This is a genomic window from Paenibacillus sp. HW567 (assembly GCF_000374185.1).
Classification (GTDB): domain Bacteria; phylum Bacillota; class Bacilli; order Paenibacillales; family Paenibacillaceae; genus Paenibacillus_AQ.
Window position 1 is genome coordinate 967,941 of the sequence record NZ_KB910518.1, and the last position, 20,006, is coordinate 987,946.

At 43.9% G+C, this 20,006-nt stretch carries 7 protein-coding genes; 4 read left to right on the plus strand and 3 right to left on the minus strand.

Annotated elements, in window-relative coordinates:
- Positions 1-106: 106 nt before the first annotated feature.
- The gene (gene dnaJ, locus B212_RS0104375) at positions 107-1,228 is read left to right on the plus strand and encodes a molecular chaperone DnaJ (protein WP_019909192.1); all 1,122 of its coding nucleotides are present in this window, start codon (positions 107-109) and stop codon (positions 1,226-1,228) included.
- 606 nt (positions 1,229-1,834) lie between these two features.
- Here dnaJ and B212_RS34905 read toward each other — a convergent pair.
- Complete coding sequence (locus B212_RS34905; protein WP_198015830.1) at positions 1,835-2,425, minus strand: hypothetical protein; 591 nt, start codon at positions 2,423-2,425, stop codon at positions 1,835-1,837.
- Positions 2,426-3,093: 668 nt separating this feature from the next.
- Between B212_RS34905 and B212_RS34910 the strand changes: the two genes are divergently transcribed.
- From B212_RS34910 to B212_RS0104390, 3 genes are all read left to right on the plus strand, one after another.
- Positions 3,094-3,660 carry a fibronectin type III domain-containing protein gene (locus B212_RS34910; protein ID WP_019909193.1) on the plus strand — a complete coding sequence of 189 codons (567 nt, stop codon included), beginning with the start codon at positions 3,094-3,096 and terminating at the stop codon, positions 3,658-3,660.
- Between the two features lie 106 nt (positions 3,661-3,766).
- The gene (locus B212_RS0104385) at positions 3,767-9,361 is read left to right on the plus strand and encodes an RHS repeat domain-containing protein (RefSeq protein ID WP_019909195.1); all 5,595 of its coding nucleotides are present in this window, start codon (positions 3,767-3,769) and stop codon (positions 9,359-9,361) included.
- Positions 9,358-10,011, plus strand: a complete 654-nt coding sequence (locus B212_RS0104390; RefSeq protein ID WP_019909196.1) for a hypothetical protein — start codon at positions 9,358-9,360, stop codon at positions 10,009-10,011. Before B212_RS0104385 ends, B212_RS0104390 begins: the two co-directional genes overlap by 4 nt.
- A 480-nt stretch (positions 10,012-10,491) precedes the next feature.
- Here B212_RS0104390 and B212_RS35650 read toward each other — a convergent pair whose 3' ends face one another.
- Positions 10,492-14,622 (minus strand): S8 family serine peptidase, encoded by a 4,131-nt coding sequence (locus B212_RS35650; RefSeq protein WP_028530603.1) that lies wholly within the window; start codon positions 14,620-14,622, stop codon positions 10,492-10,494.
- 664 nt (positions 14,623-15,286) lie between these two features.
- Complete coding sequence (locus tag B212_RS35655) at positions 15,287-19,798, minus strand: S8 family serine peptidase (protein ID WP_019909198.1); 4,512 nt, start codon at positions 19,796-19,798, stop codon at positions 15,287-15,289.
- Positions 19,799-20,006 lie beyond the last annotated feature (208 nt).

Below are 20,006 nucleotides of genomic sequence, written 5' to 3' on the forward strand. Positions count from 1 at the left end.
AGTTTATTTGTTCGAAGGGAAGGTCAAGACCGGGGCATCCCGTGTTTTGGCTTTCCTTTTAACATGTTACAGGGATACTGAGTATTGATGTACGGAGGTGAAAGCAGTGGCAGACAAACGCGATTATTATGAGGTTCTGGGCCTCGGAAGAGATGCTTCAGACGATGAAGTGAAGAAGGCGTACCGCAAGCTGGCGCGCCAGTATCATCCGGACGTCAACAAGGCGAGTGACGCGGAGGCTAAATTCAAGGAAGTGAAGGAAGCCTACGATGTGCTTAGCGACAGCCAGCAGCGCGCGCGTTATGACCAGTATGGACATGTTGATCCTAACCAGGGAATGGGCGGCGGCTTTGGCGGCGGCGGAGATTTCGGAGGACTTGGCGACATCTTCGATATGTTCTTCGGCGGCGGCGGACGGCGTGATCCGAACGCACCGCAGCGCGGCGGCGATTTGCAGTACACAATGACCATTGAATTCAAGGAAGCGGTATTCGGTAAAGAAACCGATATTACCATTCCGCGAACGGAGACCTGCGATACCTGCTTCGGCTCCGGTGCCAAAGCAGGTACCAAACCGGAGACCTGCTCCGTATGCCACGGCAGCGGCCAGCAGGAATTTGTGCAGAATACACCGCTTGGACAAATGCGTAACCGCCGTCCTTGCTCACACTGCTCTGGTACAGGCAAGATTATTAAGGAAAAATGTACAACTTGCGCCGGACAGGGAAAAGTCAAGAAGCAGCGCAAGATTCATGTGCGCATTCCCGGCGGTGTTGATGACGGCGCCCAGCTTCGCATGACTGGCGAAGGCGAAGGCGGCACACGCGGCGGCCCGGCAGGTGATCTGTACATTGTTATCCGCGTGAAGTCGCATGACTTCTTCGTGCGCGAGAACGATGATATTATGTGCGAGGTTCCCTTGACCTTTGCCCAGGCAGCGCTTGGCGACGAGATTGAAATTCCTACCCTGACGGAAAAAGTGAAGCTCAAAATCCCGGCAGGCACACAGACAGGCACCTTCTTCCGGCTTAAAGGCAAAGGTGTTCCGCATCTGCGCGGCTCCGGAACAGGCGACCAGCATGTGCGGGTCATCGTCGTTACCCCAAGCAAGCTCAGCGAGGAACAGAAAGACCTGCTCCGCCAGTTCGCCTCCTACAACGGGGAAAATACGCATGAGCAGGAGCAATCCTTCTTTGACCGTGTGAAACGCGCGTTCCGCGGGGAGTAAGTGTTGCTGGCTCCGTTTATCAGCAATTCTGAATAAATACACTAAGCCCCCAATCTCCGTGTATCGGGTGATTGGGGGCTTTTTTGCTGCGCACAGAAACGGCTACGCGCCTATGACAGGACACGGAGCCGTTTCATATAGCGTCTTCGAATGTTGCCTTGAACTTCACGTTATTTGGAGAGAAAATCCTCAAGCACCCGGTGTAGGATGGCGGCTGCCTGTGCACGGGTCAGAGTACCTTGTGGATTGAAGGAACAATCTACAATAGTATCAACCAATGGACAAGCTAACAGCGTTGTTGAGGCAGGTAACTGTAATCGACAACGACGCAGTAAACGGGAGATCAAGGCGTTTGTGATCAGACGCAAAAACTGGCCGTTTACGAATACAACCCGAATGGGAGGATCCGCGATTTATAAGTTGATTGAAGAGTAAGTTGTGTTACTGTTCGAGCAGGCCACAGCATAATCTTCAGCAGCCCCAGTGATGTAGTTGTACACGCTCTGGTCTCCCTTGCTACCGGTCTCTTGCCGATGTCGATTCATCCACCATACACCTATTCCAGTTATTAGTGTGGGCTATTTTTTTATGCTAACCCTGTATTTCCTAATAACCTACATCTACACTTACGGTAGGAAATGGATTTCCATATAAATCGTAAGCCGTTAATCTTACATAGTAACCTCCTGGCATTTTTGATTCTTGATAGTAAGTCCATGAAGTTGCGGAACTATTTAAAGTACTGGTTTTGTTCAGAGTATTCGATACGATGGATATTTCATATTTTGAAATACCCTGAGATGGCTTATCCCATACTACAGATACGTGATTCGTGCTTGTTTGTCTTACACGGAAATTACTTGGTACCTGTAGTGGAGTAGGTGTTGGAGTAGGTGTTGGTGCTAGTGTAGGAACTGGAGTAGGTGTTGGTGTTGGAGTAGGTGTAGGTGTTGGAGTAGGTGTTGGTGTTGGAGTAGGTGTAGGTGTTGGAGTAGGTGTAGGTGTTGGAGTAGGTGTAGGTGTTGGTGTTGGTGTTGGTGTTGGTGTAGGTGTTGGAGTAGGTGTAGGTGTAGGTGTAGGTGTTGGAGTAGGTGTAGGTGTAGGTGTAGGTGTAGGTGTAGGTGTTGGTGTTGGCGCTAGTGTAGGAGCTGGTGTTGGTGTTGGTGTTGGTATAGGTGTAGGCATTGGTGTAGGCATTGGCGTCGGTGTTGGGGAAATAGTGCTTTCTAACGTATTAATGTCAGTTAATCCACTAGCATAAACCGATTGAGATGTAGCTAATAAAGCGATACTCAAAATTGCAATAAGCTTTTTTTTCATCACGAATTCATCTCCTTTGATATACTTTGCGTTTTTTGAAAGTATTATTTTTCTTTCATTCCTATCTCTGGATATTATATTGCAATATATTGGTACTGGTCTATATATTTTTTAATTTTAGAAGCTGAACAGTCAAAAGGTCTGATGAATTTCAGTTGTATTTTACAATAAGTTCACAATTTTTTTATTTTTCTACAAATATACAAAAAAATCGACAAAATAGAACTATTTCAAAAAAATGGCTTATGTCGTATTATATTACTACTAGTAATTTGGCAAGACTAGAAGTGTTTTTTACACGTTTAAAAGTAATATAGTATCGATGAAAAGTTGGCCAACTTTCATTATAACCTTAATCATTCCAAAATAAAGGAGAGCGAAGTCTATAACTAAAATAAAATATTTTATTTATGAGCATTCTAATTCCTTGTGACTAACGCTTATATTGAGGAATGCAGGGTGCTCTTTAGTTTTGTTTTAGGGAAGTAGGTTTGTTACAACGGCTAAATGTACTTCATACTTCAACATAAGGAGAATAGAATAAAATGAAAAAAAGAATACTTTTAATTATATTCATTTGCTTAATCACAACCACTCAGTTCATATATGCTGCTCAAAAATCAGAGGTTTTGCAATATGACAGTTCCAATAGATTAGTGAAGAGAGTCTACTCGTATAGCTCAGGTACAAGATATGAGATTACTTATACTTATGATTACAACGGAAATCTAGTTAGTAGTAAAGGAGCAAAGTTTACTCCAACTCCTACACCAACACCGACTGGCCCCCCTGCCACACCGGTACCAACAGTTCCACCCGCGACACCAACTCCAACTATTCCAACACCTAAAAATTTCAAAATTAAATCGGCTGGCACAAATACTATTACCGTGGTTTGGGATGCCCCCGTTGCGAGCGTTGGAGTTGCTAAGTACAAAATTAGTATTGTTTCGCAAGAATTAAATATAACTGAGGAATTAGACTCAACTAAGACAAAGTGGACTTACTTTCAAGAATTCAAACTCTTACCAAAAGCATATTCAGTTAAACTTATTGCGTATACGGCTTCCGGTATCGCATCTACACCGACAGAGATCGATGTTGGCTTTTAAACACAGAAAGTTAGCATCAATAGGCACAAAGTACCCCGTAACAAAATGAACTAAAGGTTCGCTATGTCATATAACATACAAGATCAAGTTCAATGGAGGAGTTACATTGAGAAAAAAATCGCTAATTGAAAAAATATTTTTAATTATTCTTAGCTTATCAATTGTATACCCTAATCTAACAATCAAAGCAGAAGGGAAATTCGATTCAAATGGATCTAAGGGAACCCAGAGTGCAAAACAGGGTGTATCTCCTTCTTCTCCACAGCCGTCTCCCACTCCACAACCACTATTGGAGCCAACCGCAACTTCTTCACCGGAATTCAAGGATGCTCCGAACATAAATAGTAAAATGTCGCTCCAATCTAAGGCTGTTCCCCCTATAACTTCATCAGTAGCAGAAGATGTCTACAATGCAGGATCAATGGAAATCATTGGTATCCTAAAAGCGTTGACCTTAAAGAAACAAGCGGAAACAAAATCATTACCGATGCTTTTTTCTATTAAATCCTCAAATAAATCATCAACCAACCTTTCAAAAGAAGAAATTGAAAGGTTGGTACTTTCAGGAGCATCAGTAGAAGATCTTTATTGGATCAATTTACTGCTTCAATACTTTCCGTCAAAAAAAGCATCTGATTTATGGAATCTAAAAAAAAATGGGAAGAACTCTTGGGAGCAAGTTTGGAGTGTCCTGGGAGAAGACGGTATTGAAGACAACATCACAGTAGGAGACAGTGTCTATTCTGATGTATCATCTTTGGATCTGCTAAAGAACAAGCTGACGGTAACCAAATCGGTGTACCAAGAATTACAATCATTTCTTAAAGTAACCTCCAGCAATCTTCAAGCTAACTCTTTTGATGCTAATGTCAACAGTGTTTTTAGTGGCCTCATTACTCAACAACAAATCAATCAGACTAACAAACAACAATATTCAGATCGTAGTGGTAGCAGTGAACTGATTGATCCTGCATCGGGAGCTTTAACATGGAAAGAAACAGAAATCAGCCTACCGGGACGGGATGGTCTCGACCTTAATATTGGTGTAATGTATAATTCCAATCAATCGTTTGCATATATGCGAAATTATGAAAGTAGTGGAGGGATCAAAAAGTATAATTATCTCAATTCACGTTATGATCTAGGGGTTGGCTGGTCCTTTCAGTTCCCATCAGTACAGATGGCAGATGGTTACAAATATTATCATGACGGACAAGGAGCTGTATACCAAATAGATCTTGATACCTATTCTGGTCAACAAAGTTATTCTCATCTTGTAGGATATCAAGGGAAAAAAATTCGATTTATGAAGGATGATCTAGGCACATTTACTAGTGGAAAAGCTTCGTCAGCGTATTATCTTGAATATTTGGATAAGAAGCGTGAGTATTTCGACAGTGATGGGATCTTGTTGGGAATTGTTGATCGTTTTGGAAATACAATTAAATTCCAACATGTCGATCGTGCTCTTTATGATGGGAACCACAAGGTCATTTCCGTTATCACAGACAGCTTAGGCAGAACAGTAAACTTCAACTATGAGAATAACTTAAGTACTACAGGTACATTTGCAGGAGAGAACATCGTAGTTACAGTTAATGCAAATGGTACAGAGTCGCAGCGAGTTATCTTTACCAAGACGAGAGCTTCACTTACTTTCAACGGAAACCCGGATGGTTATGCCCCAGTTTTATGGAAAACCACGGATCAAGTTGGGCAAGACACTGTTTTTAATTATGACAGCAGTAATTTTGCGAAATTTAATTATGGCACCAAACTCATTGATGGTAACGCTGGTTCCAATAGTTATCATAGATTGATCAATGTGACGTATCCTACATCTTCTACGAATTATAGCTATGAGATGGTTGATCGAAATTTAGGATCGAATGGGATTGGACAAGAATATAGAGTAACTTTGAGAAATGACATCCTTTCTAACAAGTACAATGAAGTGAAGTATTCATACTCTGGAGATTATATGGGTGACACTGCCTCGTACAACCCAAAACCATTAGATGCTTCATACATCTTCTCATCTACTAATACTGTAAAAAGAACTACAGGGGTGAATGGATTAACCACTACGACAACCTATAATGGCGACCAACAACTGCTCTCAACTTCTGTGCAGCCGGCAAATGGTGAACGGAGAGTTATTGCAAATACCGCATTTGATTCCGTGTTAACTCATTCTCCAACCCAAATTCGAACTTCGGAATACGGAGCGGGAGATTCGGATGATACGGCAAATCAGACATATACCGAAATTAGCTACACTGAGTGGGGTGAAGTAAAATCACAGACTCAACCGTTGTTGCCAAGTCAATTTAATGATGTCAATATGAAGCAGCATTATACAACAACGTTTACTTATGAGCCTGCGTACCATTTACTTGAATCACAATCGTGGTATCGGAATGAAGGAGATACCAGTGCAACTAGTGAGCGTTATCGTTATACTCCTGAAGGACGTATCGCCAATTTTAAAAATGCTATTAACGAAGAGATCAGGTATAGCTATAGTTACGTTAGTGGAACTAACCCAATCCAACAGGTGACTATGGAAAAGGTAGTTAAGGACAATAGTACAGAATTGAATAAATACAACACAGTTTCAAAAACAGTTGTAAATTATGCTAAGGAAGCTCAGTACGCCTATCCAACGGAGCAGCAACAGTGGATCAATATTGGCCAAACGGATCAACAAGTCATAAAAACAATAATGAATTATGACTTTGGAACTGGAAGACTAATCAGCCAGAGTGATGGAAAGGGGAGTACAACTCAATATACGTATGATACAGTAGGAAGATTAATTAAAACAGAGTATCCTAACTTCACCAATGCGAACGGAGAAGCGTACAGTGAAGTTGAGGACTTGAGCTATGAGTATGCTACTCCAGGTCTTGACAGCACAAATGCGGGAATTCGTACATTAAATTCACGATCGACGAAAACATTAACAAAAATTGCTGATGGCAGTGCCATGAAAACCTATGTCAGCTCTTATTATAATGGTTTGGGTTTACTGTTGTTGGAAGAACAATGGGATGAATATCAAGGAAAATGGGTACAAACACAATATCATTATGATGATCTGGCGCGTCCGGTATATGTGATTGATGCTGTTGGAAATACAACCACAGCCAGTTATGATGCTTGGGGACAACAGAATTTATCAACTGATACGTATGGTAACCGTTACGTGACGGAATATAATTTGAAATTACGTAATAATGTCAGCTATATGCTATCAACTGGAACAGGGGAAAAGTTAAATTATATTTCTCAAACTTATGATCATCGAGGTAATGTCACTTCCAAAATGACCTATAAGGATTGGCCAAGTCAGAGCAATCCGATAAGAGAGTCGTATCGTTACGACATCCTTGGGAATATTATCTCGTATACTGATCCTAATAATAATCAGAATACGGATGGTGTGACTACTAGCTATAGTTATGATCAACTTGGCAGACTGGTTTCTCTTAAGAATGCCCTTAACCAGACAACATTCTACACTTATGATGGAAATGGAAAAGTTACCAACATTACCGTTAAGGCAGCTAATGGGTTGACGGAGACTGTGAGTAATAAAAAATACAACGAACTTGGGGTATTAAAAGAGAAAACAGATGGATCTTCTAATAGTGAAAAGCTACAGTATAATGTTTTGGGGTTGCCAGAAACAAAGACAGATCGAAAAGGAACCACCTTTACTTATCAGTATGATGAACGAAATCGTTTGAAATCAGAGTTACTAAATGGAAAAATAGACCTCAAAAATGTAAGTCAGGAAACGAGATATATTTTTAGTGATGGAAGAACCAATCAAAATACGATTAAAAGTTACACAAATGGAACGGAAACGGCCTCTCTTAATGAAACGGTTGACAGCTTGGGGCGCAAACGAAGTTATTATGCTGTAGCTGGTAATCACAGTGCCTATATATTAAGTCAAAAGGATGCTATAGGAAGATCAACCCAAATCAATGATTATTTTTTGAATTTTTACACAAATTATCAGTATGATAAGCAAAGAATAAACAAAGTCCAAACCAACGGTAATCAAACAATAGATGGCTCAGCTTCAGCCAACGTGTTGTATAGTTATTTTGCAAATGGACAAGTGCAATCCATTACGTATCCTACGTTAACGGACAACTCGATTTTGAAAACGGAATACACGTATAACAAAGCATTAAATTGGTTGGAGAGTGTAACTAATAAAAAAGGAAATAGTATTATATCCCAATTCCAGTACATTTATGATAATAACGGCAATGTTGTTTCTATAGTGGAAACAAAACCTGATGGTTCTAGGCAAGTTGCCAATTATGCGTATGATGCTTTAAATCGGTTAAGTATAACGAATCGTAATGGATCGACTACTAAAGAGAGTTATACCTATGATTTACAAGGTAACCGAAAGACGATAGAAATAAGTAACGAAATAGAAAAGGGATTCACTGATGCTAGTTATGCTTATAATTTAGAAAATGTTCTAACATCTGTAACTAAGGGAACGAACAAATCGGACTTTATTTACTATGCTGATGGATTAAGATTCAAGAAGTTAAACGGAGGCATTGAGACCCAGTATAACTACAATTTTAACGCTGAAGTTATTACAGAAGAAAAAAGTAATGGACAACAAGCCAATTATGTCCGTGGTGACCGGGTATTGGTGAAGAAGGAGAAAAAGGACAACAATTTCTTGAAGGACTACTATTATCTTTACAACGGTCATGGTGACGTTACGCAAATTGTGGATACTAGTGGAAAAGTCGTAAATAGTTATTCGTATGATGAATGGGGAAATATTACCAATCAGACTGAGGGAATTTCGAATCCATTCAAGTATACTGGAGAGATATACGATGAAGAGACAGGGCTTTACTATCTGCGGGCACGGTATTATGATCCTAATATTGGCCGATTCCTAAATGAAGATACGTATGAAGGGCAGATTGACAATCCGCTGAGTATGAATTTGTACACGTATGTGGAGAATAATCCAATAAATTTTACGGATCCAAGTGGTCATTACAAAAATTCTGATGACCCAGTTCTGAGGGCTCTTATCAAACCTTTTGAAGACAGTTATAACAAAGCAAAAGCTAGTGGAGATAAGAATGCGATGCAGGAGGCAGAAAAGGCAGCGGATGCGGTAAGAGTATCCTACTATGCATGCGATGAAAATAGTTTTTGCGGATCAAAAGCCAAAATACCTAACGATATTAAGTACAGAAATGATACTTACGATATGTATTTGGAGGGAAAGTACGGAAATGCCCATGAAGTCTCCATTTGGGAAGATCCCATAGCTACGATTGTCTTTACCTTAGCTACAGATGGACTATTGGCTTTTTCAAGAAGTGGACCAGTAGCAATTGAAGCGGGGCAGAAATTTTATCAGGTCACTTCAAAGGAGGCAGCAAAAGAAATAATGGCAAGTGGGGTGTTAACAGGATCAAAGCAGGAAGCGGGTCAAATTTTTGTTTGGACTACCAAGCCAACATTGGCACAAGCAAAAAATTCTGGAGCGCGATCATTGGAAACCGTAATTGAATTCGAAATTCCCAGTGGCGCACTTGCTGTCGATAGGACAGTCGCTGAAAATTTACAACGATATGCTAGAGCGGCAAGAGGACCGCTAAAAATAATAAATGTAAAGGAGATTCCTTTTAAAAAATGAAGATCCTATCCGCGCTTGATCTTGAGGATGTGTCAATTACTTGCAAACCAACGATGTTTAATTTTGAATCTGGAAAAGATAGTTTGGAACATTTTTCCTATCGCTTTATGCCCGGTAAAACCTATGCCCTAGTAAACAATGCTGGAGAGGGGGGCTGGGCCTTATCTTACCTGTTGTCAGGAAAGGGAAAAGAGTACAAGGGGGAAATTTCAATTGATGGAAAAAAGATAGAAATCGGGCTGCTAGGATCATATGGATGGTATGCTGGAGAAGGTATTCAATCCAAAAGTCCATTCTTTAAGAAAAGAATGACGATACGCGAACAATTGGAGATCGGCACATCAGAAGAACACACTGTTGATAAACTGATAGAGTCCTTTGAGCTTGCTCCCTCGCGCCTGGATAGAGATATGAAACATATCAGCAACGAACGCTGGAACGCGTCTGTAGCTATTGGACTTGCCCATGAAAAACAAGTGTTTTGTTTTCCTTGGCTCGACGATATGTGGAAGAACGCAATAATAGGAAGATTAGCGCATTGTTCAACCATTTTAAAGCAGAATAATTGTATACTGCTTATTCCAGTACAGAACATATCCAATATTGAGAATTTCATTGATGATGCTGTGTATTTGAAAGTAAAAAAATAGTATCTTGAAACATAGCAATTTAAAGAATACGAAAAAAGGAAATCCTTTTCTAGACTAGAGGATTTCCTTTTTCATTTATGGGCTTTAACCCGTTGAGTAAGCAAAGCGAGGGAAACAAAAACCACTAGCTATGCGGAGCGGGGGGAGTCCAGGCTAATCGCCCAATAGGTTTTGTATATAAAATTTTCGTTTCTGCACTTTTAGAGAAAACAGGGAATATATACAATAAAAAACAAAAAAACAATTAAGCATCTTTATGATTAAGTATGAAAAATTCAAAAGATGTGTACAGGTAAAACATTTTTTGTGTAATGAATAATAATGAATCCACTACATTACACAGGTACGCTAGTATGGAAATAAGAAAGTAGAAAGGTATGCAAAAAAGGAGCAGGTATTGTTCAACCATACCTGCTCCTTTTTCTTACAGCCGCTTAATGCGGCTCCGGTTAAAACCGAAGTGCCTTAAGGGAGGAGAGACTATTCAATCAAGCCAATCTTGCTCAGCAATTCGTAAAGAGCGGCAGCAGCCGTTTCACGTGTTGCTGGGGCAGTTGGATTGAAAGCATTACCTGCATCACTGCCGATGACGCCGGCTTTGGACAGGGATTGCAGACTGTCCTTTGCATAAGGTGCTACTTTGGCATTGTCGGTGTAAGTAGTGAACGAAGGATTAGCGGCCTTCAATTCTACTCCTGTCAATTTCAGTGCTCTGTCCAGAATAACAGCCAGTTCTTGACGGGTTACTTTCTGGGTTGGAGCAAATTTGCCGTTGCCAATGCCCAGAATAAGGCCGGCTTTGGAAGCAGCAGCAACATCTTTAGCATACCAGTCAGATGCTTTCACATCAGTGAAGTTTACGCTGGCATCAGTACGAAGACCCAGTGCACGAGTTAAAAGTGCAGTAAATTCAGCGCGCGTCAGGTTGTTGAGTGGTGAGAAAGTCGTTGCCGAAGTGCCTTGGATAATCAGCTTGTCGGCCAGTGTCTTAATGGCAGCGGCCGATTTCGAAGCAGCGATATCCGTGAAGGCAGCCGATGGTTTGCTTACTGCGGCGTATACCGAGAAGCCTGGACGACTTACAGTAACGATAGTTGTTCCATCCGCCTGAGGCGAGAATACGGAAGCAACTGGTGTTACCAGTCCGTTTTCTTCAAAGAGCACACCTGCGGTTTTCGGCTGGATCGCACCCGGTACCGTGAAGGATCTCTTGATGAAAGTATTGTTCGGAACATTCAAATATGTGCTGCCTGTTGCGGTTGTCCAAGAAGCTTCGAAGGAAACCGGAGTTCCGATTACCGTTGAACCAGCTATGCTTGCAGTCAGCTTGCTGGCGGTATCAGGGGATTGCTTGATATCGAGCTTCAAGCTTTGTCCTGCCGGGGAACCAGACAACAGAGATACCGGTAAGGATACAGCGGAACCGCCAATACTTACAATTACAGAGCTACCAGTAGGAAGACCAGTCAGCAGTTTCACTTGATCTGCAGTCAGGCTCAGTTGGGCAGCCTTATCAGTTGTTGTGGCTACAGAGATCACGACAGCAGTCTTGGTGGTCGCGGCATTTGCCAGCGCTGCCTTCAGATCATTGTCGGTTACTGTTACAGTAGTTACACCATCCTTGGATGCAACTGCTGGGGTTACAGTTACTTGCTTGGTACCTTCCTCTACCAGAGCTTTGGCTGTACTTGGGATAACAGGTGTTGCTGGTGCTGCAACGCCACCGCCACCGCCAGTGCTTCCGCCGTCTGTTGGTACAGTCGGTTTAGGGCTAGCGATATAGCGGAAAGAGGTATAAGCGGTATAGAAGGTGTCTGCTTTCGACTGGTCAATCTTGATAGGAAGTTTAGTGTTGTCTTTTGCGTTGACGGCAAGAATTTGAAGCTTGTACACCCCGTCAGTCAGATTTGCTACAGCAGGTTTGCCATTGGCATCGATTATAGGATCTCCATTGCTGTCATATGGATGATAAGTGGACCCAATGACAGTGCTATAGCTGCCCTGATTGAAGAATATTTTTGAAGATGCTGTGGCTGCATATTTGAAATAACCTTTGGTAACATCATCTAAGCCAACCAGATCTACTTCATAGTAGTTGATGTCTTTTGCTTTTAGTTTGTAGGAAAGGATGGCGGAATCGTTGCTGTACACGATCGGTTGATCAATAACCGCTTCTTGAACGCCAGTTCCCCAGCTAGGTTGCTCCAAAGTATTGTCGATATTAATAGAGAATGGCAGGTGCAGTGTTGGTTGCCCGTCTGCTTTTAGAACAACATTACCTTGCAGTAATTCCGGCTCAGCATCTGCAGAAACGTTAACCTTCAAATTGAAAGTAGAAGCACTGTATGCAGAGGCTGTAACGCTTGATTTGTCTAAGGTTGCTGATACATTATCAGAATCCGCGTAGTTCCATTCCACGGAGGCTGAATAAGTAACACTGGCATTGCTGGTGTTTTTTAATTGCAAAGTTTTAATGGCTTCATCAGAGCCTGGCAGTAACGTACCGAAGCTTGTTGACGGATTGTAGTTGATTATGTTTTTCGGCGCGTAGTTCTTGTCCAGAATAGATATAGGTTCGAGAGCTTCCAGAAGCGCAGGTGTCTTAATGGCATCTTCAACATTTGCCCGTCCTGGACCTTGAGCATAGAGGTCTACCGGCTCATCATTATAGTAGAGTCTCTCTGCAGTATTAGCGAGTGCCGCACGAATATCGAACGGTGAATATCCCGGATGCGCCTGCTTGATCAGCAGTGACAGGCCTGCGACATGCGGAGTGGCCATACTGGTACCGTTACTGCGGTGGTAAGCCTGTGAATAATCCCCACCATAAGCGGGATATGCTGAGAGTACTCCGTAACCAGGAGCAACAATATCAGGTTTGATGCTCAGATTGCCATCTACATTTGGACCCAAGGAAGAGAAGTCGGTCACTTCATCACCTGCAGTCAATTCCACATCGTAGTTCGGGCTAAAAGTGAAGGAAGTAGGTTTGTCTCCATTAGCAAGAATGGTTCTTGCCAATGCGCGGCCCTTCGAGCCTTCAATGTCGAACGTAGGAACATTCTGGTAACCATCGCCGAAATTCAAGCCGATAAAGCTGGCACGATCCGTATAGCTCTCATCCAGAACAGCTACTTTCTTACCATTGACCGTTTTGAAATTACCATTGAAAATGGCCAAGCCTTTAACGTTATGGGCTTTGGCATTGGCGATCTTGACATCGAAGGTCAGGTCACCACGGGATACCAGAACGATGGTATCACTTAAATCTCCTGTAGGGTAATCCTCATTTGCTCCCAGATTAGCATAAGCAACCTTAACGGGCTTTGTGCCAATGACGTTGGCTAAATCGGATTTTCCCAACTCATACGCCATTACATTGAATGGGAGGTCATAGGTGGCATAAGTAACAGAAGTTACAGAGTTGATAATTTCCGCTTTTAATTCGCCCGAGATAGCTTTAGTAGGGCTGGTTACTGCACCCACAGAAATTGCAAGCTGAGAAGCCGCCGGGGAACCGAGTGAAAAATGTCCATGATCCCCATTGTTACCATTGGCGATTACAGCCACAACGCCTGACAGTACCGCGTTATTAATGGCAATCGAGTCAGGGGAGTTCACGTCTTTTTCAGAGTCTGAACCCAGGGAGAGGTTGATAACATCCATGCCATCCTTCACCGCGCGCTCAATACCGTCAATGACCTGAGCGGATGAACCGGAAGATTGGCTCGGATTTTGAAGATTACGTCCCAATACCTTGTACACATAAAGATCTGCTCCAGGCGCTACACCCTTTTGGGCGACATCACCTTTGGCAGCATATTGTCCAATGATGGTGCCGGATACATGTGTACCATGAGTAGTTCCGGCATAGCCTACACCGTACGGATCTTCTGCAGGGGTCAGCGGAACTTCTTCATAAGGATCACTATCCTGATAAAATGAGTCATATCCGCCTTTATAAGCCGCTGCAATATCCGGATGCTTATAGTCTACACCGGTATCAATGACGCCGACTTTCAGACCAGCCCCAGTAATTCCGTGATCCGCTGCCCAATTGGCGTGAATCTGTTCGAGTGGAGCATTGTCGTTTCTGTATACAACCTCGGTTACAGTTTCTTCCGGAAGGGTGTACCAAGTGCTGTTTGGATAGATGGAGGTGACCCCAGAGATTTTTGCCAGCTCTGGTATCTTATTTGCCGGAACGGTAACCTCAAAGCCGTTCAAGATCGTGTTGTATTGGTAGTTGACCGTTAAGTTGATGCCATTGGCTTTTGCCTTGTCCAGAACATCAGTCTGCTGGCTCTTCACCGCAGCTTCAGTAGCTGCTTTGGCGAGGGAAGAAATCCCTTGCTTGGCGGCATATTTTCCGACTGCTGCAGGCTGGCCGCTTAATTGAACGATGACACGAACATTGTTTGAGGATTGAGTGTTAATCTCTGGAGAAATAAAAGGCTGATTTAGCTGTAATGCCGTTGCTGCTGAATTATTGTTCGATAATGGCGTCTGCAAGCTGCTGGCGGCGAATGCCGCACCTGGAATCATACCGGCTGTTACACCCAGTGACAAGGCTAGTACAGACAACTTACGAGGTAGTTTATTCCACTCCAAATGTAATCCCCTCCATGTTATGTTGTTAGATCTGGCTCACATCTCTCCTGCTTCAGACAGTAGCGCGGATTCTCCTTTTCTACTCATCCAGGTTATTTCCGTCCGAAATAGTAGGAAAAATATTAAGAAGATTTTACCACTGGTAAAATGTAAAATCTACATTAAATTTCTGAAGTTAGAAGATTTATTTTCTTTTGTATGATGCAATATATGACATGATCACTCTCCTTCTAAGGTCTCATCTATCAGAAAACCTCGAAAAAACACGTTTTTATGTGAAAAAATGCGCTTGAAGGGAGATTTCCTCACATATATTCATGCGCTGAATAAATTTTTGTTTTTATTCAGGCAGCTGCCCTAATGTGCTCTTCTCTAAGTGGAAATTACATTTATTTTACAATCTAGTGGAGAAACGTTATATACTACTTTTGTACCAGATTAAGGTAATCTAACAGCTATTTAAAATGCTGCAAAAACAATGGAAAACGATGGCATTCGGTTATGAGGATAAGAGGGATGAAATAGCGAAAACGCAAGAAGTAAGCGTAGAAGAGTTCATCGCAAGAGTCATTCGACACTAATTTGCAAAAACGGCTGCGCATCCCGGATAGGATGCGCAGCCGTTTCTTATAACAAGTTGGATATTGCTTAGCTGAACTTCACATTATTTGGAGCGAAGATCCTCAAGCACCCGGTGCAGGATGGCGGCTGCCTGTGCACGGGTCAGAGTACCCTGTGGATTGAAGGTATTAGCTCCTTCTCCTTTGAGGTAACCTTTGCTTACTGCAAATGAAATTGCATTTTTTGCATTGGCAGAGATTTTTCCGGCATCCTTGAATGTCAGTGTTGCGGAAGAAGAACTATCCGCACCCAGAGCAATAGCGAGAATGACAGCGGCCTCTTCACGTGTCAGCACATCGCGGGAGCCTGCTTCCTTAATGCGGGTTGACCAGGTGTCGCCTTTGCCGAGCAAACGGTCGAACAGGGTCAGCAGCTCAGCCTGGTTCAAGCTGTCGGAAGGCTTGAAGCTGCCGTCCGTTCCTTTTCCCGCTACAATACCATGCGCTGCAAGAATCTCGATATCTTCCTTGGCCCAATGAACGCTGAGATCACTAAAGGTAACGTTGCGTACAGCAGCGCTATAAGTGCCGTCGCCGGTAATTGTAAACTGCAGGAGGCCTTCTTTAGGAAGTGTACCTGCCTGGGAATAAGTCCACTTGCTATCCGCGGTTTCTTTATAAACCCCTGCCTTGCGGACATCCTTTTTACCGGCGTCATTCAGATGAATTTGTACGGTAACAGGTTTGCCTGTGGACCAGCCGTTCTTAATAGTCAGCAGGGAAGACCCGGGATCGACTGTTGCAGTGCTTCCCGACAAGGAAGCTTTGTCTTTGCTATCCACTAGGCTGACAGTCACTGCCAATCCGCTGCTGGTGATGAAGTCAGGAAGAGTACCTGCTGGAATAAGCAGTGTAAAGCCTGCCCCGTTGATACTCAGTGCATTGGCAGCGGTCTTCAGCTTCTCTGCTTGGGCAGAGGTAAGCGAAATTTTCACTTCTCCATACTTATTGAAATCTAAGTCGCTGACATTAATGACGGCTGTGTTATTCTCTACCTTTTGCAGTGCAGCGGTCAACGCTGCATCAGAAACGGTCAATACTGCAGTTGGTTTACCGCCTGCAGGATTTGCGGTCTCAACCAATTGTCCGGCAGTCAAGGTTGTGCCCACGGCTGGAGCCGATCCTCCTGTGGAGATCGCAGGCCCAGATGGGACAGGGTTTGTAACGACTACATTTACAGTCGACAGCCCTGCCGGAACTGTAGCTGAGTAGCTGTCGCTCCAGAGCAGAACATCCGATAGCTTAAAGGTATACGTTCCGGCGGAGGCTGGTGTAAAGGTAAACTTGCCAAGTGAGCCATTGCCCGTGCCGGTATAAGCCCCATCCGTTACATGCACACCGTATTGCAGTACATTCTGTCCATCTTCCAGAGCAATAAGGTTGGTGAATTGCGGCAGCGGCTTACCAGGGAAATTGGTTTCCTGATAGGTAGCCAGTTGTACGCTTGGCACAATGGTTGGTTCATTAAGAGTTTTACTGTAATACAGGTTGAATGTGGCACCATAAATGCCGTAGACATTGTCAGTAACCGAGAAGCCTACATCAATTGTAACCGGCTGTCCAACTACAGCTTGAACTGGAGAAGCGGCAGGAGTTACCTTGGCGCTGTTCGCATCTGTGCTGTAGCGAAGCAGTTGTGCATAATCTCCGTCTGCCGCACCGTTGCCGGCTGTGTCATATACGTAGATATAGAACTGGTTCAGCCCTTCAGCGAGAGGGACATTGATTTCAAAAGATCCGGATGGATCAATAACTCCATTTGCCTGCACCACTTCACCATTAGCTCCTGTAAAGACTGCAGCAGCTCCGAATAATTTGTTAGGATCTTCGCCTGCGGCTACGAGTTCCAAAAGAAGGTCATCCGCAATAAAGCCGCTAATGGTTGCACTTCTTGGCTCTTCTGCAGTTGTACGGTCATGCTCAGTGATTGTCAGACCGGTAACTACCGGAGCTTTCCGGTCAACAATAATGGAGAGCGTCTGCTTAGCAGGTACAGCAGTACCATTCAGAACAGGGGTGATGGAATAAATTCCATCCGGGAGCTGCACTGGTTTTTTAGTTTTTTGATCAACAACCGTACCATCCCAATCCGTGGTTTCATAGAAGCCGCGATAATATTTCTCACCAGTTGCGTATACATCACCAACTACTGTTCCAGTGGACACATCAGCCACTTCAATATGCAGACTGTTGATTGGCTCATTAACAGAGAAGGATAAGTCGGTGCTGTCCAGATAGCCGTCATCATTTGGCGAGATAATCTCTTGGCCCACATAAAGATTCGTAAGCGCGTCTGGCTTGTACTTGTCACCTACTACTACACCTAAAGGCAGTGTTAATGTCTCCGGTGTGTCTTGAGCGCCGATTTCTGTAAGTGTCAATGTAGCTTCATAGAACCCTGCAGCCGCTGTAGCATCAATAGTTAGAGGAACATTGAAGTAACCTCCGGCAGTGATATCACTAAAGGCAGGCAGAGAAATTCCTGTGTGTTCCGCTGTGCGCCAGTCAACACTGACACTGTAGGTTTTAGGTGTTGAAATGGCATCTACATAGACTGTCTTCGTAACGGTTCCAACAGACTGGAGACCAAAGGAAAGTGAACCCGTATCGTAGTCTACAGTTGGCACTGCCGGGTTGCCCGTATCGAGAACTTCGGCAACTCTGGCTAAGGAGCTGACCGCTACTACTTTGGAAAGATCAATGAGTCCTGCGCCTTGCTCAAAGACACTGTAATACTTGCCAGCACGGTCTTTAATCGGAGTTGCACTGTTGGATAAGAGGACTTTGACCTGATCCGGTGTTAAATTCTCTTTCCAATCCAGCAGCAGCGCTGCTGCACCGGCTACATGCGGACTGGCCATACTGGTGCCGTTGAGCTTGGTGTAACCATTGGAGCTTTCCCACTCAGGCACTGAGGAATTTATTCCTACGCCAGGAGCCAGGACATCAGGTTTGATATTCAGCTCCGGAAGCGCCGGTCCGCGTGAACTGAAGCCGGCAAGCAAATTGCTGGTATCCCATTTAACCTCGAAATTTACTGTATTACGCCCTGCTTTAATTTCCTGCTTAATCAAGGCGCCTTCGGCTTTGGTAATGCCATAGGTAGGAACGCCGGTGGAGTCAATGGCCATGCTTAGCTCTCCGTCAGCGTTATTGGCGATTAGCAGCCCGATAGCACCGGCTTTCTTGGCGTTGGCGGATTTGGAGACAAAGGTATAGGTTCCGCGGTCAACGAGCGCTATTTTTCCTGCTACACCTGCCTTGGTATAATCCTCTACCGTGCCTCCCAGTCCGGCATAGACGATCTCTTTTCCACTTGCTGTTCCGGGAAGCGCGGCGGATTCAGCAGCCTGAATGCCATAGACATTATTGACTACACCCACTTTAAATAAATTAACGTAAGTTGGTGTAGTGCTGGCGCCCACCGAGATGGTTCGATGCGCACCGCCCGGAGTGCCTACAGTTTCCTGTCCGGGACCTGCATTGCCCGCTGCGAGCACAACCGTAACACCCGCTTTGGCCGCATTGTCCACAGCGATGGCATCCGGTGAGTACTGCTGGTTCACATCGGAGCCAAGCGAGAGGTTAATGACATCAACACCCTTGGCTACCGCCAGCTCGATGCCTTCGATGACATCGGCAGTAGAGCCCGAGCCGTAAGGTCCAAGTACACGGTATACATAAATATCCGCTTTCGGAGCTACACTGTGGACGATGCCGGAGACATGGGAGCCGTGAGCAGTCTCATATGGCTTGCCGTCTCTTGGCAAATAACGTGGATCTGGCTTCGTTTCAAATGGATATTCGTCGTTATCTACGACGTCATATCCACCTTTGTAGGCATCTTTGAGGTAAGGATGATCATAGTCAATACCGGTATCAATAACAGCTACTTCAATACCTTCTCCAGTAGCACCCTTGTCATACAGGGCTTTTGTATGAAAGATATCGCCGTTGCCTACAGGCACTTGAGCTGATCCGCCTGAAGAAGGCGGCCCTTCAAGATCTGTGCCTGTTTCCAGCGCATGAACAGTTGTGTTAGGGAATACGGCCTTTACGCCTGGCAGTGCAAGCAGCTTGTCCACCTGATTGCCTGGCAGTGTGATTTCATAGCCGTTAAAAACCTCGGTATATTCATGCCCCGTTACAGCGCCGATTAGATCGGCAGCCGCTTTAAATGCGCTGTGCTCCATACGGAGAACGTTGTGCTGCAGTGATGGTGCAGAGCCTTTGAGAGACGGCCTTTGGCTTTCTGCAACTTTGATCGGGTCTTTCTGCAATTGGACAATGAAGGTTACTGGTGCTGAAGATGTGCTTGTTCCGGCATAATTTTGCGGCTTAATGGCTGAAGCTTTGTAGCTCTGGATGAATTGACTCAAGGAGTCCGAGGAGAAATCCAGCTTCGGATTCAGTTGTGGAGCCTGATCTTGAAGATTCGGAGGTCCGGGCAGAAAGCTGCCTGTACTGGCATAAGAAGCGGAAGGAAAGAGAACTGAAACGGCTAGACTTACACTTGCTGCGCCAATGCCAAATTTACGGATGGAGCGTTTGAACATTTAGATATCCTCCCCAGTGTCTATTAGTTTATATAGTAGGAATCCACTTAAACCTAATATATCCCTCCTTGCTTGTAGTATTGTAGAACTGAACTAATTATTGGTGAAAATTAGATTAATTTTACAGGCTAATTACCAAATGTTATATCCTACTTTTGTACCATATTCGGGGGAATAGGTGTAAAAAACGAATAAATTCTGCCCCCGG